This window comes from Alkalibacterium putridalgicola (assembly GCF_900109825.1).
In the GTDB taxonomy this organism is placed as follows: domain Bacteria; phylum Bacillota; class Bacilli; order Lactobacillales; family Carnobacteriaceae_A; genus Alkalibacterium; species Alkalibacterium putridalgicola.
In genome coordinates, this window is the sequence record NZ_FOBL01000003.1 from 21,660 (window position 1) to 44,500 (window position 22,841).

General features: G+C 44.4%; 21 protein-coding genes and 1 other RNA gene. 3 read left to right on the forward strand and 19 right to left on the reverse strand.

Annotated elements, in window-relative coordinates:
- Positions 1-35: 35 nt before the first annotated feature.
- The 9 genes from BMX84_RS01645 to BMX84_RS01685 all read right to left on the reverse strand — a co-directional run bounded on the left by BMX84_RS01645 (position 36) and on the right by BMX84_RS01685 (position 11,985).
- Positions 36-1,754: a Na/Pi cotransporter family protein gene (locus tag BMX84_RS01645; RefSeq protein ID WP_246119104.1), complete on the reverse strand. Its 1,719-nt coding sequence runs from the start codon at positions 1,752-1,754 to the stop codon at positions 36-38.
- A 461-nt stretch (positions 1,755-2,215) separates the two neighbouring features.
- Entirely contained in the window at positions 2,216-3,592 is a 1,377-nt protein-coding gene (locus BMX84_RS01650; protein ID WP_091486735.1) for a M20/M25/M40 family metallo-hydrolase, read from the reverse strand.
- Between the two features lie 105 nt (positions 3,593-3,697).
- On the reverse strand, positions 3,698-4,678 hold the full coding sequence (locus BMX84_RS01655; RefSeq protein ID WP_091486510.1) for an ABC transporter ATP-binding protein: 981 nt from the start codon (positions 4,676-4,678) through the stop codon (positions 3,698-3,700).
- Positions 4,668-5,756 (reverse strand): ABC transporter ATP-binding protein, encoded by a 1,089-nt coding sequence (locus BMX84_RS01660; RefSeq protein ID WP_091486513.1) that lies wholly within the window; start codon positions 5,754-5,756, stop codon positions 4,668-4,670. The genes BMX84_RS01655 and BMX84_RS01660 overlap by 11 nt, the downstream gene beginning before the upstream one ends.
- A gap of 97 nt (positions 5,757-5,853) precedes the next feature.
- Complete coding sequence (locus BMX84_RS01665) at positions 5,854-7,521, reverse strand: ABC transporter substrate-binding protein (RefSeq protein ID WP_091486516.1); 1,668 nt, start codon at positions 7,519-7,521, stop codon at positions 5,854-5,856.
- Positions 7,522-7,590: 69 nt separating this feature from the next.
- A complete protein-coding gene (gene opp4C / locus BMX84_RS01670; protein WP_091486520.1) occupies positions 7,591-8,544 on the reverse strand; it encodes an oligopeptide ABC transporter permease in 954 nt (317 codons plus the stop codon).
- A gap of 16 nt (positions 8,545-8,560) precedes the next feature.
- Positions 8,561-9,511, reverse strand: a complete 951-nt coding sequence (locus BMX84_RS01675; RefSeq protein ID WP_091486522.1) for an ABC transporter permease — start codon at positions 9,509-9,511, stop codon at positions 8,561-8,563.
- Positions 9,512-9,544: 33 nt separating this feature from the next.
- A complete protein-coding gene (locus BMX84_RS01680) occupies positions 9,545-10,732 on the reverse strand; it encodes a M20 metallopeptidase family protein (protein WP_091486525.1) in 1,188 nt (395 codons plus the stop codon).
- 20 nt (positions 10,733-10,752) lie between these two features.
- Positions 10,753-11,985, reverse strand: coding sequence for a M20 metallopeptidase family protein (locus tag BMX84_RS01685; protein WP_091486527.1), 1,233 nt, complete (start codon positions 11,983-11,985; stop codon positions 10,753-10,755).
- 435 nt (positions 11,986-12,420) lie between these two features.
- Between BMX84_RS01685 and BMX84_RS01690 the strand changes: the two genes are divergently transcribed.
- A complete protein-coding gene (locus tag BMX84_RS01690) occupies positions 12,421-12,786 on the forward strand; it encodes a hypothetical protein (RefSeq protein ID WP_091486530.1) in 366 nt (121 codons plus the stop codon).
- Positions 12,787-12,877: 91 nt separating this feature from the next.
- Here BMX84_RS01690 and BMX84_RS01695 read toward each other — a convergent pair whose 3' ends face one another.
- The 5 genes from BMX84_RS01695 to pxpB all read right to left on the reverse strand — a co-directional run bounded on the left by BMX84_RS01695 (position 12,878) and on the right by pxpB (position 17,376).
- The gene (locus tag BMX84_RS01695; protein ID WP_177165427.1) at positions 12,878-13,372 is read right to left on the reverse strand and encodes a metal-dependent hydrolase; all 495 of its coding nucleotides are present in this window, start codon (positions 13,370-13,372) and stop codon (positions 12,878-12,880) included.
- 241 nt (positions 13,373-13,613) lie between these two features.
- Entirely contained in the window at positions 13,614-14,393 is a 780-nt protein-coding gene (locus tag BMX84_RS01700) for a Cof-type HAD-IIB family hydrolase (protein ID WP_091486536.1), read from the reverse strand.
- A gap of 36 nt (positions 14,394-14,429) precedes the next feature.
- Entirely contained in the window at positions 14,430-15,182 is a 753-nt protein-coding gene (locus tag BMX84_RS01705; protein WP_091486539.1) for a LamB/YcsF family protein, read from the reverse strand.
- Between the two features lie 27 nt (positions 15,183-15,209).
- Positions 15,210-16,649, reverse strand: a complete 1,440-nt coding sequence (locus BMX84_RS01710) for a 5-oxoprolinase/urea amidolyase family protein (RefSeq protein WP_143058655.1) — start codon at positions 16,647-16,649, stop codon at positions 15,210-15,212.
- Entirely contained in the window at positions 16,627-17,376 is a 750-nt protein-coding gene (pxpB, locus tag BMX84_RS01715; protein ID WP_091486546.1) for a 5-oxoprolinase subunit PxpB, read from the reverse strand. The genes BMX84_RS01710 and pxpB overlap by 23 nt, the downstream gene beginning before the upstream one ends.
- A gap of 294 nt (positions 17,377-17,670) precedes the next feature.
- Here pxpB and BMX84_RS01720 point away from each other — a divergent pair, with 294 nt between their 5' ends.
- Together BMX84_RS01720 and BMX84_RS01725 are read left to right on the forward strand one after the other, a co-directional pair.
- Complete coding sequence (locus tag BMX84_RS01720; protein ID WP_091486548.1) at positions 17,671-18,114, forward strand: PH domain-containing protein; 444 nt, start codon at positions 17,671-17,673, stop codon at positions 18,112-18,114.
- A 217-nt stretch (positions 18,115-18,331) separates the two neighbouring features.
- Positions 18,332-18,589 (forward strand): DUF2188 domain-containing protein, encoded by a 258-nt coding sequence (locus tag BMX84_RS01725; protein ID WP_091486551.1) that lies wholly within the window; start codon positions 18,332-18,334, stop codon positions 18,587-18,589.
- 63 nt (positions 18,590-18,652) lie between these two features.
- Here BMX84_RS01725 and ssrA read toward each other — a convergent pair.
- From ssrA to smpB, 5 genes are all read right to left on the reverse strand, one after another.
- Positions 18,653-19,021: a transfer-messenger RNA gene (ssrA, locus tag BMX84_RS01730) on the reverse strand.
- 237 nt (positions 19,022-19,258) lie between these two features.
- Positions 19,259-20,200: a 2-dehydropantoate 2-reductase gene (locus tag BMX84_RS01735; protein WP_091486554.1), complete on the reverse strand. Its 942-nt coding sequence runs from the start codon at positions 20,198-20,200 to the stop codon at positions 19,259-19,261.
- A 20-nt stretch (positions 20,201-20,220) separates the two neighbouring features.
- Positions 20,221-21,267: a PTS sugar transporter subunit IIC gene (locus BMX84_RS01740; RefSeq protein ID WP_091486556.1), complete on the reverse strand. Its 1,047-nt coding sequence runs from the start codon at positions 21,265-21,267 to the stop codon at positions 20,221-20,223.
- A 263-nt stretch (positions 21,268-21,530) separates the two neighbouring features.
- Positions 21,531-22,211, reverse strand: a complete 681-nt coding sequence (locus BMX84_RS01745) for a histidine phosphatase family protein (RefSeq protein ID WP_091486559.1) — start codon at positions 22,209-22,211, stop codon at positions 21,531-21,533.
- A 149-nt stretch (positions 22,212-22,360) separates the two neighbouring features.
- Positions 22,361-22,822: an SsrA-binding protein SmpB gene (smpB, locus tag BMX84_RS01750; protein WP_091486563.1), complete on the reverse strand. Its 462-nt coding sequence runs from the start codon at positions 22,820-22,822 to the stop codon at positions 22,361-22,363.
- Positions 22,823-22,841 lie beyond the last annotated feature (19 nt).

The following is a 22,841-nucleotide window of genomic DNA, read 5'->3' on the forward strand; positions in this document are numbered from 1 at the left end:
ACCGATCGCTTATTATCGGCTCCTCTTTTTTGTTGTTATTTCGTTTCAGTTACTTCTTCTATTTTACGTGCATGACGCGGTCGTTTTGAATCCTGCTGGAATGGATAACGGATACCTAATGAATGTTTGGCGATTTTAACTGAGTGATCGGACATTCTTTCAAGGTTAGATACGATATCAACAAATAAAATCCCATCGGACGGAAGACCAGTGCCTCTGTTTAAACGTTCGATATATTTCTTACGAATATCTTCTTCTAAACGATTGACTTCTTTTTCACGCTTGATTACTTTACCGGCTAATGAATAGCTGTCTTGTGTAAAGGAGGTGATCGAATCAGCAATGTTCTGTTCAACTAGATTGAATAATGCGATCAAGTCTTCATCGTAGAAGATTTTTTCAGGTTCTTTGTTCGTTTTCTTAGCCAGTTTTTTCTGGGCACGTGCCGCTTCTTTTATGTTATTCAAGATGTTTTCACTGTGGTCACCGATACGTTCAAGATACTTCGTTATATCCATCATCTGTGAGTGTTCAGTTGAACTTTTTACTGGCAAGTCTTCGACAGAGATGAGCATGAGGTATTCAGTCAGGCGCATATCGATATCGTTGACGACTTCTTCCAGCTGCAAGGTGTTGGATAAGCTTGTATCGTCCTGATTTTTGTAGTACTTGAACATTTCTTTGTACTCTTCCAGAACGAAATCACCCATCTGCTGGATCTCAAGTTTTGCCTGGTTCAAAGCGACAGATGGAACAGTTGTGATGATCGAGAAATCAAGATGAGAAGCATCGTATTCGATCAATGCATCGTCTCCTGGAACGATCTTCGTTACGATTTTCGCTAGATAATCAATGAACCACATCTGAATGAGAACGTTCGTGACATTGAATAACCCGTGAGCCACAGCGATCTGCATAGGCGGATTCAGATTAAAGATAGGAGTGATCGCTACGATCAGTGACGTAAAAGGTCCAATGACTAAGAGAACCGCAAAAGTCCCGACCAGATTGAAGATGATATGTGACGCTGCTGTACGTTTAGCTGCCACACTTGCCCCAATGGCTGCTAAGACGGCTGTAATCGTTGTCCCAATGTTATTTCCGAACAAGACCGGCAAGGCACCATCGATAGCGATCTGTCCTTGAGAATAAAGTTCTTGTAAGATACCGATACTTCCACTGGAACTCTGCACGAGCCATGTGAAGATCGTTCCAACTCCTACTCCTAAGATAGGATTGTCGCCCATGTCGATCATCAGCTCTCTGAAGGCCGGAAAATCTCGCAAGGGATACATGCCTTCTCCCATTAATTCAAGGCCATAAAACAGTGCCCCAAAGCCGAAGATGATCTGCCCGATACTGTTGACGGTTATGTTTTTTGAGAAGAAAAGTAAAAATGCGCCGATAGCCATAATTGGCAACGCATAAGCTCCGATATCGATACCAATAATAAAAGCGGTTATCGTTGTTCCTATATTAGCACCCATGATGACACCAATAGCCTGTTTAAGTTTCATAAAGCCGGCACTTACAAGTCCAACGGCCAATACGGTCGTCCCGGAACTACTTTGAATCAGGACAGTGACCACGATACCAGCGATGATCGCACGGATCGGAGTTGATGTCATCTGGTTCAAGATGCTGCGTAAACTATCCCCAGCAGATTTTTGCAGGCCGTCTCCCATAAATTTCAAACCGAACAGGAATATACCTAATCCACCAGCGAACATGAATATCATTTGTTGTACGTCCACACGTAACCCTCCATTTTAATTTTCATAAGATTTTGAAATGCTGAGACAACTACCTGAATAAAGCAGTTCTTACTTAGCCAACCTCAGACACTCTGCTTCCATAATAAATGTAATAGATGAAGAATTGAATGGTTTTTTCATTTATGAGAATATTTTAATGTCACTTACCCTTTAAAAATTCATTTTTCATGTTAAAACGAAAGCGTTTCAGAAATAACTATCTTTGATAATAGTTTAATCGCGAATAAACTCATTTAAAACATGTCAATACATTCGTTTTTCGACCCTTTTCAACCAGATTAATTCGCTTTCATTTAATGTTATCTTTTTCACTATCTTTTCCATAGAACCATCATATATTTACTTGTTGTTCACACTTCCGTAACAAATTAACCCACTCTTAATCTTTTCTTTACATTCGACCCATAGAAACAGAAAAAAAGCAGAGACATGCTCTGCTTTCAGGCGTATTGGAAATCCTTCAGAAACTGGACCATGTGAAGCACGCCTTCTTCAAAGTCTTTCAGCCGCACCGATTCATTCGGCCCGTGAGCTTTTGATTCGGCATATCCACAGCCGCTGCTGGCTACAGGTACGTTCAAGTATTCGCCGAAATAAGCCATCGGGCCAGATCCGGGATTTGTCGGTGATAGAACGACCTTAGAAGGGCCACCGTAAACTTTTTCAGCCGCTGTTTTGACCGTCTGCACAAAGGGACTTTCAAGATCAGAACGGAAAGCCTTCAGTCCTTTAAGTAAAATAAGCTCGACATCCTGAAACCCTTCTTTATCCAGATGTCTGCGTAGAACACGTTCGATATTTTTCGGATCCTGCCCCGGAACAAGACGGCAGTCTAGTTTTGCAGACGCCTTTCTGGGTAGTACAGTTTTAGTCCCTTCTTCTGTATATCCTGAAAGTAGACCACTGATCGTCATGGTAGGATAAAATGCCAGGGCTTCTTCCGTGGACCAGTCCAGATCCTTTGTAATGAAGGGATGCTTCAATCCATATATGCGGGTCATTTCTTTACTATTGACCTTGCCTTCTGCAACAACTTCCCGGGCATAATCTGACGGATGTTCTATATTATCATAAAAGCCATCCACCAGGACATGATTGTCTTTGTCCCGAAGGCTGGCCAATGCATGCGTCAGACGCCAGGCAGCATTATCGATCACAGCTCCAAGGGATGAATGGATATCGACCACGGCGCTTTCAACGATCAGATCGAAGTAGGCCATGCCTTTGACACCTGTCTGGATCACAAAGTTTTCTTCCTCATCTTTTCCGCCGAATTCCCAGATACAGCCGTCACTCGTGAACAAGTCAGCATATTTTTTGATATACTTACCAAGATTGGGACTTCCATTTTCCTCTTCCCCTTCGACCAGGAATTTCACATTGCATGGAAGCCCAGCCTCTGAATCCATCAGTGCCTGGATCGCATATAAACGGACGACAAAATTCGCTTTATTATCTGAAACCCCTCGACAATATAGGATCCCGTCTCTGACTGTCGGTTCAAACGGTTCACTTTTCCATTCATCTAGGGGGTCTTCCGGCTGAACGTCATAATGATTATAGAAAAGAACTGTCTTGTCAGCATTCCCTTTCTTGCCTGCAGGGAAATAGCCGTAAACAACGGGATTCCCACCGCAGTCATCTAAGACTTGCGTCTCCCCGCCTGTTTTTTCGATCATCTGTTTTACATACTCAACAGTCGGCAGAATGTTGCGGTTTTGAGTAGAGACGGAAGCAAACCGCAGATAATCAAAGAATTCCTCGTTTCTGTCTTTTATAATAGCTTTCACTGCTTCATCGGTTGTAGTCGTAGTCATTGGCATGATTTCTCCTCCTGTGTAGATTAATAGACAGGAAAGAGATGATTCAGCTTTCACCTATCTTCTCATCCCTGTCTCTGATACTTCATATCTTTTGATACTCTAGGCATATTGTCTGGCCTTTTTCAGCAATTTCTCTCTTTTCTTTCGGTACAGTGGTATTTCATCTTCATGACAGTAGATAAAATGCTCCGGTGCGATCTCATGCAAAGCCACTCTGTCTAAATTATCATAATGATGATAGGCCGGATCGTATTCTGTTCGTACACGATGCCTTTCCGATTCAGGGTCGGGGGTAGGAATAGCAGATAAGAGCGATTCTGTGTACGGGTGTAGAGGTGCTTCATATAATTCCCCGGCATTTGATACCTCCAGGACCCGCCCGTTGTTCATTACACCGATGCGGTCACTGATATACTTGACCATGGACAAGTCATGGGCAATGAACAGGTATGTCAGATTGTTCTGTTCCTTGAGTTCTTTCAATAGATTGACCACCTGTGCCTGAATCGAGACGTCCAGTGCACTGATCGCTTCGTCAGCAATGATAAAATCAGGCTGAACAGCAAGTGCTCTGGCTATCCCGACACGTTGGCATTGACCACCGGAGAATTCTCTCGGATAACGGTTTGCAAACTGTTTATTCAGTCCGACAGATTCGAGTAGTTCATACACTTTTTCTGTTCGCTTGTTGCTGTCTGTTTCAAGACCATGGACTTTGAGTGCCCCGCCGATAATCTCTTTTACGGTAAGCCTTGGATTCAGTGAAGCATATGGGTCCTGAAAAATCATCTGCATAGATTTTCTGAACTTCAGCAAGTCTTTACGCCGTTTGATCTGCGATATGTCTTCGCCTTTGTAAAAGATCTGACCGCCGGTGATATCTCCCAGCTTGATCAGGGCACGTCCCGTTGTTGATTTTCCGCTGCCGGATTCTCCCACCAGACCAAAGGTTTCCCCTTCGTAGATAGAAAAGCTGACATCCTTGACGGCGCGTACTTCAGACTTTTTCCCTTCATTGAAATACTGCTTGTATGACCTGATTTCTACAATGGGTTTCTTCTCTTTCGGTTCAGCCGCCATTTATGCCACCTCCTGTGCTGTTAGCGTACATCTTTACTGAGAATAATGCCTCGTATTTTTCTTTTCGCCGGACCACTTTTAAAGGCGGTGTGACATCCGGTGCATCCGGATGGAGCAGCCACGTTTTCGCATAATGTGTATCGGTCACCTTGAATACTTCCGGCTCCTGCTGGAAATCAATGGCCAGAGCATAATCATTTCTTGCTGCAAACGCGTCACCGACCGGCGGATGCAGTAGATTAGGCGGTGAGCCAGGAATCGTATAAAGATTCTTCTGATCCACATCTAATGTCGGCATCGAGGCCAATAGTCCCCAAGTATAAGGATGCATCGGATTATAAAAGATCTCATCTGCTGTTCCGATTTCTACGATCTGACCGGCATACATAACAGCTACCCGGTCTGCCATTTGAGCTACAACACCCAAATCATGAGTGATGAAGATAATGGATGTGTCGAGTTCATCTTTCAGCTTGTTCATCAAATCAAGGATTTGTGCCTGAATGGTCACGTCCAGTGCCGTCGTGGGTTCATCGGCAATAAGGATTTTAGGTTCACAAGCCAGAGCGATCGCGATCATGACCCGCTGTCTCATCCCGCCTGAAAACTGATGCGGATAATTCTTGTATGATTTTTTCGGGTGGTGTATGCCGACAAGGTCCATCAACTCCAGAGCTTTTTCCTTTGCTTCTTCTTTACTGACGTTTTTATGTGCGATGATCGGTTCCGCGATCTGTTTGCCCACCGTCATCGTTGGGTTCAAGGATGTCATTGGATCCTGGAATATCATGGCGATATCATTTCCACGGATCCCCTGCATGTCTTTTTCTGACAGCTTTAATAAATCCTGACCTTCAAAAAGGACTTCCCCACGTTCGATCAGCGTGTTCTTTTCAGGTAGCAGACGATTGATTGCTTTCGTTGAAACAGATTTGCCGCTTCCTGATTCGCCTACGATAGCCAGAGTCTCACCTTTTTTCAACATGAATTCAACACCTCTGACGGCTTTGACGACACCCTCGAATGTCTGGAAAGAAATTGCCAAGTCTTTGACTTCAAGTACTGTTGTTTCTTCCATGCCTTTCACCTCCAACTTTCTTATCTTCTTCGTCATTGAAGTCTCTGACACGGCAATGCCGCTGCTTACCGTGCCAGACTTCTATATTCCAGCTTTATTATTCAGGATCAATGGTCCATTCATTCACATCGTACAAGGACCCTGCCCAGTACTCATTGATGCCACCATTCAATGATGTTGATTGAACACTGAACTGAGAATCGGAGTACAAAGGAACGACAAACATTTGCTCCTGCATATATTTCTGCAAGTCAGAATAGACGTCATAACGAGCATCAAATTCTGTTTCTGTCATGCCTTGTTCGATCAGTTCATCCATGGTCGGATCTGATACAGCCATGTTATTTGAAGCGGCTCCCGTTTGAAGATATGATGCTATGTTCGGATCGGCTGTATGTCCCCAGCCCATAAGACCTATATCATAATCCAGATCTTGAGCCATGGATAACCAGGTCGGGAAATCATAGTTGGACTGGTTGACTGTCAGCCCGATTTCTTCCAGCCACTGTTCGATCAGGTTTCCTGACTGTTCACGAACGGCATTACCTGTAGGCACGACCAATTCGATCGGTGTGTCAAAGTCGAATCCGGCATCTTCCAGAAGTTCTTTCGCCAGCTCCGGATCGTATTCCAGTGGCTCCAAGTCTGTATCTTTATATGGGCTGGCAGAAGAATAGGTCGAAGATAAGACTTCCCCATGTCCACCCAACAGATTTTCTACGATCGTTTCTCTATCGATCGCATGAGCAAAAGCTCGTCTGACTTGTGGATCAGTATATTTCTCGTTATTTATGATCATATACTGGGAGTTGAAAGAAGGATGTTCTTCGACGACAACATCTTCCAGCTCTTCCAGCATACCGATATCCTGAACAGGAATCATACCAATCCCGCCACCGGCAGTCATATGCAGGTTCCCCGCCTGGAATTCAGTGATCAGAGATGTTCCGTTCATGATTTGTGCGTATATGGTCTTGATTTCTGGTTCACCACGGTAATAGTCAGGATTTGATTCCAGATGCACGTAGTTGTTATTATCGTATTCAACAAATTGATAAGCACCACTAAAGACAGACGGCATGGTTGCCGCTTCTGAGTTCGGCAGTTCTGAAAGTTCAATATCTTCAAAGACATGTTTAGGTGCAACAAGTACGTTCAGACCTAAGAACTCGGAAATATAATTCAAGTCGACTGGGTCTTTTGTCGTGATGGTCAGTGTTTTTTCATCTACGACTTCAAGTCCTGACAGTTCTTCCAGCCCCTCTTCTCTGACACCGGAAGCATCTGTTCCTTCGATCATCGCGACACTCGTTCCCAATGTCGTTTCAACTGCCGGATCAGCAATCGTGTTCAAGGTAAAGGCTACGTCTTCAGCCGTGACAGGGGTGCCGTCACTCCAGTTGGCATCCGCATTCACGGTAACCGTGAAGACTTGATTATCTTCAGTAGTCATTTCTGCCAGACCCGGTTCAAAACTGTCCGCTGTCGGCATGAAGAGCAAACTGTCGTAAAAGAATCGCTGAACCCATGTTGCGGCGACGCCAGGTCTGTAAAACGGATTGAAACTGTCCGGTGCATTTGTCAAACCGACCATCAATGTCGACGTATCGCCTTCTGATACGTCCGGCGTTGTTCCGGTTTCTTCTCCATCGGCTTGAGCCCCCTGTTCCATATCTGGAACATCATCACTGCCACATGCAGCAAGCAGTGCGGCTGATGCGACTAATAGTGTGGTGTATTTTGAACGTTTTTTCCAATGTGACATGTTGATCTCCCCTTATCTTATGAATCGATAGATTTAATCCCCTGAAATAGTCTTTCTCAAATGACATGTTTAATTTTTTGTTTCCCCTTCAATCGCTTCTCTCAAGCCTTCTCCAATAAAATTGATGGACAAGACTGCAATGAAAATCAATATACCAGCAGGTACCCATCTCCAGGGTTGCGCAGTCAGTACTCGCAGTGACTGAGCTTCGGACAAGATGTTACCCCAGCTGGGACGCGGTTTCTGCACTCCGACACCCAGAAAACTCAGTGATGCTTCAGTCAGTATTGCGGTTGCGATCCCGAAGGTTGCATTGACTAGAATAGGTGAAATGACATTGGGCAAAATGTGTTTAAACAAAATGCCTGGTGTCGAATAGCCAGTTGCTACAGCTGCGTGGACAAAATCCTGTTCTTTAAGGGTCAGCACCTGCCCTCTGACGAGCCTTGCAAGCGCCGGCCAGCTCAGCACCCCCAGTACGGCCGTTACCACCCATATTCCCGAGCCTAAAAGAGAAACCAGCGTCAGGATGACCATAAAGAATGGAAATGACATGACTGCTTCTGTGACTCGCATGATGAAACTGTCTACCACGCCACCGAAATATCCTGACACGAGTCCAAGTGTTGTCCCGATCACGACATAAATGGCAACTGAGCCTAAACCGACGATCATGGATACCTGGGTACCGTGTATCAGCCTCGACAGGACATCCCGGCCGATATCATCGGTACCTAAATAGAAATTATCATAAGGCGCAGCCTGAAACTGACCTGTGATAGCATCTCTTGGATGCGGCGAGAGTTGTGTGGCAAATACAGCAATCAGCAATAGGAGTATGAAGACCCCTAAACTCACGACTGCCACTTTGTTCTTGAAAAAGCGCTTGGCGATCGTTTTGACATAGCTGTCACCTTCATCCGTAATGCCTTCTGCAGCATTATCTGGATAAGTCAGGCGTTCACGGGCATCCACTAAATGAAACAGTGCTTCTGCATTTTTATTTCCTACATTCTGAGCCATTTAACCTTCTCCTTCCTTAGTCATATTTGATTCGCGGATCAACAACAGCGTACATCACGTCAACGAATATATTGGCTAACAACACCACAAAAGCGGATAAGATCGTGATTGCCATAAGGATCGGCAGATCACGCTGCTGAATGGCTGTAATGGTCAGGCGACCGAGTCCCGGCCACTGAAAAATCTGTTCCGTTACGATCGCTCCGCCAACGAGACGCGGCAGATCTGTGCCGACAATCGTGATGACGGGAATCAACGCATTCCTGATTCCGTGTTTTGTCAGAATTACTTTCTGTGCGAGTCCTTTAGCTGTTGCGGTACGGATGTAGTTTTCTCCATAAACCTGAATCATCGTCGCCCGCATGTACCGGGTCATATTTGCAATGTAAAAGGCTGACAGCACGATCACCGGTAAGACTAAGTGACGTAGAACACTGAATATGCTTCCGTCAACCCCCAGTTCCTGCATACCTCCTGTCGGGAACCAGTTCAGCTGAACGGCAAAGATATAAATGAGCCCGAGGCCAAGAAAGAAGTTCGGTATCGAAACGCCGACAAAGGCACTGCCGGTCAAAAACGTGTCGACCCATGTTCCCTGTTTACGTGCACTGATTATCCCTAATGGAATGGCTACGATGTATGAAAATAAAAGTGTTGTCCCCATCAGAACGATCGTAGGTCCCAGTCTGGAAATAATGATCGGCAGGACAGGATAGCGTGTGGAAAATGAGATCCCCAAATCTCCCGTAACTGCTCGTCCCAGCCATCTAATGTACTGCACCGGATACGGCTGATCCAATCCCAAAGCCCTTCTTGTTGCTTCAACCTGCTGCACTGTCGCATCGGGTGTGATATAAAGATCTGTCGGTTCACCCGGAGCCAAGTTGATCATTATAAAAGCTCCAATCGTAATCATCAGCAGGACTGGAACGGCCGTCAGAAACCTCTTTCCAACATACTTTTTCATTTTCTCCCCTTCTTTCCTTTTTAAAAAACTTGTTTAGTGTGTCAAGTACTGGTCAATAATAGTTAAAAAGACCTCCCCAGATCTCAATAACGCCTGTTCATCGATTTCGAATTTTGGATGATGATGTGGATAAGCCACTTCATTTTCAGGTGGCTTAGCGCCGACACGGAGGAAGGCGCCCGGTTTATCCAGTAAAAAGTAGGCAAAGTCTTCTCCCCCCATTTGTCCTTCCACTTCTTCTACTTCATCTTTCGGAAAGACAGACAGAAATGCCTCTTTCACTTTCTCCACTTCTTCCGGTGTGTTCTGAATAGACGGATATCCTTGTGTATAGTCGATCTCGACAGTCGCATCGTATGCCGCCGCGATCTGACTGCTCATTGATTTCAGTTTGGCTTCGATCATCTGCTGCACGTCCTGATGCATGGTTCGGACGGTACCGAAAATCTCAGCTGAATCGGCGATGATATTGTAGGCTTCTCCACCTGACTGAAAGCCGGCAAAGGTGAGTACTGCCGGTTTGACTGGATCAGTGAGACGACTGACGATCTGCTGCAGTCCCGAGACGATTTGAGTGCCCACTGTTAAAGCATCATGTGTATCATGCGGGGCTGCCCCATGCCCCCCCTTTCCTTGAACTTTCAATGTAAAGGTGTCGGAATTCGCTGAACCGAAGCCGTAGTTGTAATACACCTGGTTCAGTAGCTGTTCAGCTCCTAAATGGATGCCAAAAACATAATCCACATCCTCCAGCGCGCCATCTTCCACCATCGACTTTGCTCCACCCGGAAGGACTTCTTCGGCATGCTGATGCAGCAAAACGACCGTGCCGTGCAGTTCATGCTGGTTATTCATCAGTACTTTTGCCACACTGAGCAGAGAAGCAGTATGACCGTCATGTCCACAGGCATGCATGAAACCTTCGTATTTAGATCTAAATACACTGTCCACTTCTTCCGTTACTCTCAGCGCATCAAAGTCTGCTCGCAGAGCCACTGTCGGTCCGGGATGCTTTCCCTTGATTTTTGCCACGATACCATATCCGTTACCAACATGCGTTCGAATATCTTCTATACCCATTGCTTTCAACTGGTTCACAATATATTTTGCTGTCTCTACTTCTTCAAATGACGGTTCGGGATGTTCGTGCAGATGTCTTCGCCACTTTACTGTTTCCTCAAAATTATCAGTCAGTTCCTGTCTCCATTTGTCTAAAGTCATGTGTCACCCTTCTTTCGTTTTTAGTCTACAACTGCGGCTTTGTATGCTTCTTCTGTCTCCGATCCCTCACCAATCATTAAGTAGTGGCCGATGATATCCATGAAACATTGGCCACCGACAAGCATGGCCCGTTCATCAAAATCAAATTTTGGATGGTGATGCGGATAGATGATGCCTTTTTCTCTGTTTCCAGAATGAACGAAAAAGAACGATCCGGGTTTTTCCTGCAGGAAGTAGGCGAAATCTTCACCACCCATCCTCATTGGGGTAGAATCGATTTTCAACTCTTTCCTGTTGCTTTCGAATAATGATTTGATGAGTGCCGTTTCTTTTTCATGATTGAAAAGTGCCGGGTAACCGCGAGTATAGTTAACTTCACATGCAGCACCATGGGCATCGCAGATATGCCGGGTCATCGTGCTGATTTTTTCTTCGATCAAGTTTCTCAATTCAGGATCGAATGTTCTGACGGTTCCTTTGATCACTGCTTTGTCTGCAATAACATTGTGAGCACCATCGCCTGCTTTCAAAGTCGAGACCGTCAGTACCCCGGCTTTTTTAGGGTCCTTGTTCCGGCTGATGATCGACTGCAGCTGGTTGACCACGTATGAGGCAACCACGACAGAATCGACTGTTGCACTCGGGTAGGCGGCATGTCCTCCCTTGCCCTGAATGGTTATGTCAAAGAAGTCTGCCGCGGCCATCGCATATCCTGAACAGTAAGACACTGTTCCGAATTCAAGCGGTGATCTTAAATGAAGGCCGTAAACTGCATCGACATCATCCAATACACCAGCTTCGACCATGGATTTCCCTCCTCCAGGCAGCACTTCTTCCGCATGCTGGAAAATAAATTTCACAGATCCCGACAGCTCATCTTCATGCGCCTTCATGACTTTAGCTACACTCAGCAAGGTGGCTGTGTGTCCATCGTGGCCACAGGCATGCATGACTCCTTCATTTTTTGATGCGAAGGGCAGCCCCGTCTCTTCCTCAATACGCAAGGCGTCAAAGTCAGCCCGGAAAGCAATGGTTGAACCAAGATTTTTTCCTCTTAAGTATGTAACAATTCCTCCACCGCCCACATTTTCTTCGATTTCCGTATATCCGAATGATCTTAATTTCTCGACGATATATTTTCTCGTATCCCACTCCTCAAAGGAGGGTTCCGGATTCTCGTGCAAGTGTCTGCGCCACTGAACCGTGTAGGGAAAACATTCTTTCAGTTCTTCTTCTATCGTATTTATTGACATGTCATCCACTCCTAAATGAGATTAAATAATAAAATGAGAGTTTTCTAATAATGCTAAGTTTTTTTAAAGTCTAAAGATTTCAAGCATTAAAGTCAACGATATAGGCACTTTTATTATCATCGTTTTCTCATCAAATTCTATTTTATAACTCATTTTGTCTGACCTGTTAAACAACGAAGCGTTTTCATTATATTGTGACATAAATGTGACAACCAGCCGCCTGTTACCTGAATCCATACTGTTTCTGTTCAATATGTTAGAATAAATGCCTCTAATCGAACAGTTCGTGACCAAGGTGTGAACGCTTCGTTGCATGTTTATGACACTTCATCCTGTCACATTTACTTTGGTCTGAAGAAGTCCTATACTTAGATACATCAAAATAACTTGCTCCCTCTTTCAATCGAGAAGATCGCAGTAAGTAGAGGTGATTCTATGACAGAAACAATCGAGAAAGATTTAAATGATTTACGACAGTACGCAAAATCCATCGGCTTGACACCTGAGGAGTATGCATTGAGTCTTCACGAGAAAAATCAGGCTATCAAATCAGTCTTTCTGGAAAATGGCTCTGACTTTAAATCTTTTGTTAGTGAATTTCATGAGGTTTTGGATGGAATGACCCGTTACAAAGAGACCGATGCGAAGAAAAGCTCTTGCGAACATAACCGGCTTATTCAACAAGTAACCGAACTTCTGTATTCAACAAGTCAGGATCCCAAGTTACTTGCCCAGCTGTTTCAGCATTATCCACAAGGAATCGAAGGAAAACTCGAAGAACTGAACAGACCAACGTCATAAATAAAATAGCCTGATCCGATAAATAGTCGGATCAGGCTATTTTATTGTATATGCCGCTGGCTAGCGATGCCGGTAAACGAAACACTTTTCTCTAGGAAAAGAGTCGCAGTACCTGATAGAACAGTCCCAAACAAGCGGTTATATAGAGAAGTTTCTCGCTTACCTTCCCCGTTCTATAATAGATCAACTTAAAACCGAACTGCATACGTCTGTTATAGACAGGCTGAAGCCAGGCCACTCCGGCTTTTGAAAAGGAATCTTCAATCAAGTGTGCCATGTATCCAACGATGAGCCAGTCAGCCCATACTAGAGGCAGTTGAAAGAACGTCAATAGAAATCGGATAGCGAACAGGAAAAAGATAACGCCCGCAAGTGAATGAGCCAGCCCTCTGTGACCGAAGATCGTCCCCACACTATCACTTAATCCTCGTGTCCGGTTACCGATAAAGGATTTAGGATGGTCGATATCCGGCAGGACCGAACCGATTCCTACGGCGATAATATTACCGACAGATAAAGAGCCAGTCGATACCAAAAAAGGTAAAGTCACCGCATAAGTCACGGCTATATGAGTGTTGTAACGCATGTTTTTCTCCTTAGTGATCATCTATGATTATTTATTGTTACTGCAGGTTAAACGTAAGGAGTTGCAGTAATAATTGCAGCAACTCCTTACGTTTAAGGCTTATCTTAAGAAGTTGATAAAATGTACGCTACAACTCCTTGTATTTAAGCTTTATCTTAAGAATTGACTAGAAAATCAACATCGACTTCTAAAGATACGTTAAAGAGGCAGGACGCCCCTGCCTCTTTTCTTCTATATAGGATCAGTCGATCAGTTTAAAGTATTTCATTCCTTCGATCAAACCACCGTCTGTATTAGACGAAGTCACGTAATCCGCAATTGCCTTCACGTCATCTTTACCATTAGCCATTGCTACACTGTGATCAACACGTTCCAGCATCTCCTTGTCATTGGATCCGTCGCCAAAGGCATAGAGTGGCACATCTTCCATATCTATGGACTTGAGGAGAGCATCGATGCCTGTCGCTTTCGAGTGGCCTTTAATAATGGTGTCGATGCTGTAGGGCGTGTTCCGATAAAAGGATAACTCCGGGAAAGCGTCAAAATACGGCTGGTCCAGTGAAGGATCGTCATTGATGACCAGCATCATCAGAATGTCTTCCTTTTCATCCAGTCCTCCGTCGATCTTCGGCGGGTTTTCATGGATGAAATTATAGGCATTCTTTAAAGTCTCATTGTAGCGGGTAGCTCTGATCTTATCTGAAGTATAAAGCGAGAGCGGCATATCCTGCTCGTGCGTCATTTGCTTCAGTCGATCGACCAGTTCTTGAGGGATGACATTACGGTAGACCTCTTCCCCTTCAAATTGGATATACTGACCGTTCAGTGTGATGAACGAGTCGATCACCGTCTCCTCCAGTACGTGCCGGATCTCTATCGGGCTGCGTCCCGTTGCAATGAACGGAACGGCTCCTTTTTCTTTGAGTTGGACCAGTGCCTCTTTCACATCTTCATCCACTAAAGATTCTTCGTTCAATAATGTCCCATCTAAATCAAAAAATACTAATGCGGTTGGTTTCAATTGTATACCCCTTTTATTCAAAATTAATTAATTTACTTATATTGCTGCTGATACGTCGATTCCCCGCTCTTTTAAGGCGTTATGAATCTTTCCTGCAAACTGGACAGCTTTTGGGTTATCGCCATGCACACAAATGGTATCTGGCTCTAAGGTGATCCATTTTCCCGTCACTGACTTTACTCGTCCTTCTTCCACCATCTGTATCACGCGGTCGACGGCCAGCTCTTCATCCAGTATAAGTGCATCCGGATGGCTTCTTGGGACCAGTGTGCCGTCTTCTTCGTAATTCCTGTCGGCAAACACTTCCTGTGCGTATGAAAGTCCGACATCCTGAGCGGCTTTGATCAGCTGGCTGTTTGCCAGTCCATACAGAATCAGACGAGGATCGACTTCTCTGATCCCTTCACAGATACCTCTTGCTAGATTATAGTCTCCCGCAGCCATGTTGTAAAGCGCGCCATGAGGCTTCACGTGATGCAGGATACCCGTTTTACTGAAACTTTGCAGGGCACCTATCTGGTATTTGACGTAGTTTTTAGCCTCAGCTTCTGTCACAGTCATGTTGCGGCGACCGAAGCCCATCAAGTCAGGCAGTCCGGGATGTGCGCCCAGAGCAACCTGCTGCTTTTCCGCTGCCTCTACTGTCGCTGCCATCACCATGGGATCCGCTGCATGGAATCCGCAGGCGATATTGGCCGAGGTGATATACGGCAGGATGTCTTTATCCATCCCCATCGTAAATGGACCAAAACTTTCTCCGAGATCGCAATTAAGATCGATTTTTCGCATGTCTTTCACTCCTTTCGTTCTCTCTAATCACTCTTCACTTTCCAGTTCCATGATCGGCTGGCCGTATTCGACCATCTGCCCGTCGTTTACTTGAAAAGAGCGAACGATTCCACTTTTATCCGCTGTAACATCATAAGATAGCTTCAGTGCCTCGACCCTGCCGACTATCTGACCAGCCGTGACCCTGTCCCCTTCTTTTACAATAGGAGTGTCTTTATTTTCTGGACTGGTATAAAACAGACCGACTAAGGGAGATGAGATAGTGACCGTTTCAAAAGGCGCCAAAGCGGGTTCTGGTCTCGTTTTTCTCTCAGAGACATTTCGGCCGACCTCTTTCGACTGAGGGTTCTGTTTATCGAGCCTGATTTTTATCTGTTCATCTTCATATGAAAAGTAATTCAATGAAGAGGCATCGACCGTTTCAATCAGGTCACTGATCCTGTCAGCAGACCAGTCACCATCTTCCTGGTTATCTTTTCCGTCGGTGGCTTCAGAAGTATTCTCTGTTGTTTCTTTCTGGTTCTTAAAGTATGTTTCCACTCTTTTTAAAAATCGCTCCTGTTTTTTCAGCAGGTGTTGTGCCTTCTTCAAAGTGATCGGCTCAAACTGGATGCTTTTCCCCGGATAGCATTGAACTAGTCTTGGAATATCTACCGTACAGACCGTCCCGATCACCGGATACCCGCCCGTTGTCTGCCTGTCCGCCAGCAGCACGATCGGCTGCCCATTTGGAGGGACCTGTACATCCCCCAGCACTGTTGCTTCTGAGATAACTGCTTCCTGACTTATAGTCTCTATCTTTGGCCCATCCAGACGGTAACCCATCCGATCCGACCGGGACGAAACCGTGTATTCTTTTTCAAAAAATCCGGCCGCCGCTTTTTCAGAGAACAGCTCTATCATGGAAGCCGGAATCACACGGAGATGAATGATATCCTCCGTATCTTGATTGACCCAGTCCGGCAAAAAATCGCGAGTGCGCTTGTTGAGCGACGGATCCGGTTTTCTAAAGGCTATAGAATCTCCTGTTTCCAAGGTACGTCCGTGAAAGCCGCCGAGACTATATCGTGTACTTGTTGATCGGCTAGTCATGACTTCCGGTATATCCAGTCCACCGGCAAAGGCAATATAGGCCAGCGTTCCCCCTTTGAGTGACCCGGTCGTCAGCTCGTCCCCCGCGTCGATCTTCAGTGTCTGGTACATCTTGACCGGCTTTCCATTGATTTTCGGACGACATTCAGCGCCAGTCAAAGCTATCGTGTTAGACTGGGTAAAAAGAAAGGAACTGCCTGTGACAATCATTTCCAGACCGGCTTCGTCCCGTTCATTACCAACCAGGATGTTGGCCAGTCTCAAAGACGTCAGGTCCATGGCTCCCGAAGCAGAAAACCCATAGCGCTGGAAGCCATTCCTACCTGAATCCTGAACCGTTGTATGCATACCGCTATTCGTTATCCTTATCCCCAAAGCTATCCTCCTTTACTATATGATATAAATCTTCAGCATTTGTGTTTTGACTGCTCATATCTTCATACTCGTTTAAAGAGATGGGCCGGAAGCGGATATAGTCTCCAGCTTCATACAGGATCGGGGACTCCCGGTCAGCATCAAACAGTTTGACCGGTGTCGAGCCGATGATCCGCCACCCTCCAGGAGAAGCCATAGGATACATGCCGGTCTGATCTCCGGCAATCCCTACTGCCCCGGCCGGAATATTCAAGCGCGGCGATGCAAGCCGAGGCATACTAATTATCGGGTTCATCTCTCCCAAATAAGCAAAGCCCGGAAGAAAACCCAGCATATAAATCAGATAGTCAGGTTCACTGTGAAGCTGGATCACTTCCTCAACAGACAGCCCGGCGTGTTCGGCGACAGCTTGTAAATCTGGTCCAAGTGTTTCGTCATAGCAGACCGGGATCTCAATGATCCGCTTTCTAAGCCTGCTGGTCTCATCCAAGTCAGCCAGCAGTGGCTGAATATCTAAAAGGAGCGTGTGATAATCTGTCTGAAGCGTATCATAAAGCACAGTCAGAGTTCGGAAGGCAGGAATGGTTTCTGTGATCCCGGTGATTTTCTTTCGGGAGATCCGGTCACTAAGTTGTTTGACTCTTTGATTGATTTTTCTGTCGATTTTGTTTTCAAAGAGAACCTTCAGTGCCTGGTCTCCGGCCGGTACGATTTCGGGCTGTGACATCTAATCTTCCTTTCCGCCGATCTGTCTTTTTCTTGATCACTTTCATTATACCGTTTCTTTTCTTACATTTTAACTTTAAATTATCTATTCAACAGCTTCATCTGGATATTCAACGAAATTCTTTAGTGTACATATAAACTTCACTGACAACGTCGAATCTGGCATTACGTCCTTAGTTCAATCTGCTCCATTCCGCCGATCTACATAAAGCCTTTTCATTTTGATGGCTGCGAGCTTTCATAACTTTTAAAGAGTGGTATAATTAAACAAACACTATAGAAAGAAGGAGTTAACATGGAAGGATTCAATCTCAGCTCAATGATACAGGGTTCTCTCGGTAACCACTCAGAAAAGTCTCCTGAAGAACTGACAAAGGAATACTCAGACTATCTCTTTGATGGAGAGAAAATCATGATGGGGTATCGTCTTATCCGCGACGACCTCGTCTTTACGACGCTGCGTATCCTCTTTATCGACAAACAGGGAGCAACAGGGAAGAAAGTTTCATTCAAATCCATCTACATCGATTCCATCATCAATGTGGAAATGGAAACGGCCGGCACGGGTTTCGATGATAGTGAAATAACTGTTACTTACCTGGAGAATGCTTATCAGAAGTCAAATAACGAGCGTTTAGCTGAACAGACCTTTGAATTTCCGAAGAAAACAGACATTGCCTCGCTATATAGAACCCTTGGGAATGTCAGCGTAAAAAACCGTGAACGCATCAATAATTGATCCCCTAACGTGATGCTTACAGTAAGCAGTCTCTTTAAACTGAACGCCCTTCATGTAACGCGGCGTTACGTTTGAGGTGGCTGCTTTGTTCTGAATTTCTGTATTGGTGGATCCCTTTAACCCGTAATCATTCTCAGAAGTCGACAATTCATATGTTTTGACAGATACTCAGTTTTATGTGAAATTGAGGTCAGACAAAATGAAAGGAGCAAGATCAATGACACCAGCAGACAACAACCGTGGTAATTATTTTGAAAAAAGAGCAGGAACTGACGATGCACGCTACCATGTGGTGACCGGCGAAGATGCTCGTTGGGAAGTCAAAAAAGAAGGCGAACGGGAAGCGATTTTTGAAACGAATGACAAAGACGAAGCGATAGAAGAAGCCAGTAAAAGAGCCGAAGAAGCTGAAACAAAAGTGATCGTACACGGTCAGGACGGTCAAATCGAAGACCAGATCGAATTTGACCAGTAAAACTGGGAAACGATAAAAAAGAAGAGAAACGCCGGATTAATGGCGTTTCTCTTCTTTTTTAGTGTATGGAGTTGAGGGGAGTCGAACCCCTGTCCAGACATATCGACACTCGAGTATCTACGTTCATAGTTTTACTATTTGAAAGTTCGCTCAGCATCAGCCGTAAAACAGGCATCATGCGTCGCTAGTCTGATGATCTCTTCTTAGTCTTACAGACGGAAAGACTAAGCGTATCCCACTTATTATAGGACCCGATACCGAGCACATGGGCGATGCCGGTCGGATCACGCTAAGCTGTTATTACGCAGCTAAAGCGTAGTTGTTGTTATTATTGTTTGCAGTTATATTTAACTGTGACGTTGGTACGCAGTCTCGTCACCTGCGGAACGCAACCCAAGCTCAATCTATGCCTGTCGAATCCGTAACAACCCCGACATATTAGATAGAGTCTGACTTGACTCTATAGTTATTATAACACATCTTTCTGAGAAAGAAAAGTACGTTCGCTTATTTTTAGTAAGGCTATTTGACATATATAAACATATATTGATTTAAAAGTGGTAATATGAATCTCTTTTCTAAACTTTTAGTCCTTGTTTTCTGTAATAAAACTCAAAAACCTGCATCCAGATTCTCTCCAATGCAGGCTTCAAGTCTTTATTTGATTATTTACTTAGTCGGTGCCGAATGGATACCCATGATATCTTCTTTAGCATGAATCAAGTCAGTGACGCTCTGACAATAAGGTGCTTCAATACCGAATCGTTTTGACGCTTCAGCCACGGCACCATTTAAAAAATCGATCTCTGTAGGTCTGTTATTTGCTAGATCCTGATGCATCGATGGATAGTGAGCCCCTACTTTTTCTGCAAGGTTTTTCAGGTAAGTGATTGTTTCTTCGATGTCCAGTTCGATGTCATCCTGGAGTCTAGCTACCGTTGCAAACTCTGTAACGATCCCTGACAGCATGGAATCGATCGTTGAGGTCGAGAAAACTTCTTCGATCGTTGAATCTAGTAAAGCACATAAAGCATTCATCGTCCCGTTCACACATGCTTTTCGCCATGTCGTATAATTGACATTATCACTGTATACGCCATTCAAACCGCTTTTGTGCAGCATGTCAACGATCAGCAAGGCCCCTTCTTTTTCATTAGGATCACTGTTCTGAAGTTCAACAGGACCTTGACCATTGAAGTGGGTGATACCCGGGGCATCGATACCCGCTGTCCAAACTGTGGTCCCCATTATAATGTTCTTTTTATCTACATAATTTTCCAGAGTTTTTAAATGGCCTAACCCATTAAGAAGACAAATGACTTTTGTATCAGGCCCAATGATATGATCGATGCTTTCCATCATTGATTTCAATCCCATTGACTTGGTGAATACGAATATGGCATCCATTTCTTCGTTCAGTTCATTCGGTCTGCACATCTTCATTTTCAGATTATCTTCAACACCGTTGACCGTAATGTTCAATCCATCATTAGAGATTTTCTCTATATGCTGTTCCCAATTATCGAGTAGGGTAACATCTTCACCGCTTTTTTGTAAATGATAACCAAATCCGCATCCGAGCGCACCTGATCCTGCTATTGCAATTTTCATAAATCTAATCCCCTTTTATACTAGTTTGTTGCAGGTACAAATTTGAAAATCTCGTGTTCGTAGATTTTCAGCACCTTATTAAATAATACATCAACAAGTACTGCTCCACCAAATGGAATGACGAAATAAGCCAATATCACTGTCCAAAGGGCTGAACCCATGTTGATTGCTTGAATAGGACCAACTAATCCTACGATACCGAATCCGGCAGTCTGAGGTAGGCCGTGAATACTGAACAGATAAGCGCCGACACCTGAAAATATAGCATTGACAATAATAGGGACAACGATTCTTGGATGTCTGACAAGGTTCGGCATCATCATCTTCATTGCTCCTAATAAAATGGCCAGTGTTGTTCCTTTTTCATTGACACGGTGAGATCCGATAACCAGGACGGCTGTACAGGCCGTAATTCCCACCGCCGCTGCTCCGGCACCTAAGCCTGATATACCGATGGCTATACCGATAGCTACAGTAGAAATCGGTGAAATGATGATGATGGAAAATGCTACAGAAATCAGTATGGCCATAAATAAAGGCTGCAGCTGAGTGAAGGTATTGATGCCGTTACCGATCGTTGTGGTGACTAAACTGACATAAGGAAGAGTTAATAATCCGATCGTACCGATTCCGCCGCCCACGATGATCGGAAGAAGAATCAGAGTCAATGACCCTAGCTTACCTTCTAGAAAGCGCGTAACGAAAACAGCCAGTCCAGCAATCAGCATGACGTTGACTAAATCGCCGATGCCAACCAAGGTAACACCTGCATCTGTCACTGCATACGCACCTGAGCCAAGAAATGTTCCTGCTCCGATTATGACACTCTGCATAGGATTTAACTTGAACTGCATCCCAACTAGTACCCCAATAATTGCAGGTGTTAAAAACTGCATGGTGGAAACAACCAGTGCCAATGTTTCAAAAATTGAGGCATAAGGAATCAGGGCTTTAAAAATCCCGCCTAGAATGGCGTTCGCAATTAGACCGATCACGATCCCGCTTGCTGTTCCAGCTAACACTTTGTTCAAATAATCTTTAAACGTATATTGTTCTTTTTCTAACATGATTTTTCTCCTATCCTTAAGCTATAATAGCTATATTATTTATTTACAAGCTCATTGTATCACAATGATTAATTCGTTTTTAGAAAATTACATGAAAATGTAATAATATTAATTTAATAATTGTTACTATGTAATTACTTCCATTCAAATATACATAAAGGATTAAAATATATAAAAAGACCCTTGCACCCATGCTTAGGTTTCTCTGATTTACAGACCGACCTGAGCAGGATACAAGAGTTCAAAAAGTGGTTCTATTCTATTTATTCGGCATCTTTAAAATGCGAGACATCATTATAGCGTTCCAGATGGAAAAGACCGTCCTGATATTTGGCTACAGAGACACTGGCATTCAACAGACTCTTTGTATCATCAAGATCAGGAACGAGATTCTGAAGGATATAGCGGATCGTTCCACCATGTGCCACAAGCAGTATTTTCTCGCCTGTGTCGCGGTGACGATCGATCAGTTTTATCAGGCCTTTCTCGACACGTGACCAGAACATCATGAAATCTTCCGCATGTTTTTCTGGATCAATAGCTCTAAAGGCATCCATTCGTTCAGGCACATCCGTGTTTCTGAACATTTCCTTCTGTGTTTCGTACCCCAGATAATCTCTCACTTTGTCGTAAGCTTCGGAACCATACATACCTTCCATCGATCCAAAGAATACTTCTCTGAATTCCGGCATCTGGATCATATTCATTGTTTCGATCTGGCCGTTTTCTTCCAGGATAATTTGAGCTGTTTCCTGTGTTCGGGACAGATCGCTCGTATAGACAGCATTGAATTTCACATCTTTCAATCCACGGCCGCAGCGTCTGACATCTTCTTTCCCGTGATCCGTCAGTGGTGCATTACACCATCCCTGCATTCGCCCATAATAGTTCAAATATGTTTCTCCATGACGGACAAAATATATCGTGACACCCTTGTTAGCCATACTTTTCCTCTCCTTCACTCATCTTCTTCTTTTATTCTAACAAATTACGGAAGGTTTAGCGATAATATAGCCAGGCTAAAACGTATTCAGTTTTTTTATAGGCTATACAGAAAAACGGTATGAGCTACAGCCCATACCGTTTTTTCATTTTAATAGTTTTCTTTTACAGCCCGTCTTAACTGACGGTCCTGGTCGCGTCGCTTGATCGTTTCTCGCTTGTCATACTGTTTCTTCCCTTTGGCCAGGCCTATCAATACCTTAGCAAAGCCATTTTTGATATAGACTTTTAAAGGGATCAGCGTGACACCGCCTTGTTTCACTTCTCCGACAAGTTTATCGATCTGCTTTTTCTTCATGAGCAGTTTTCGTGTTCGCACTGGATCATGATTGAATTGATTTCCCTTGTCGAAGGGAGCAATATGCACATTATATAACCAAATTTCGCCGTCACGAATGCCCGCATAGCCATCTTTGAGGTTAATTCGACCGGCGCGGATCGACTTGATCTCCGTCCCCTGCAGGACGATTCCGGCCTCGACAGTATCAAGGATGGAATACTCATACCGTGCTTTTCTATTCTGGGCAATCAGCTTACCTTCTCCTTTTGGCATATAACTCCTCCTCTTCTAT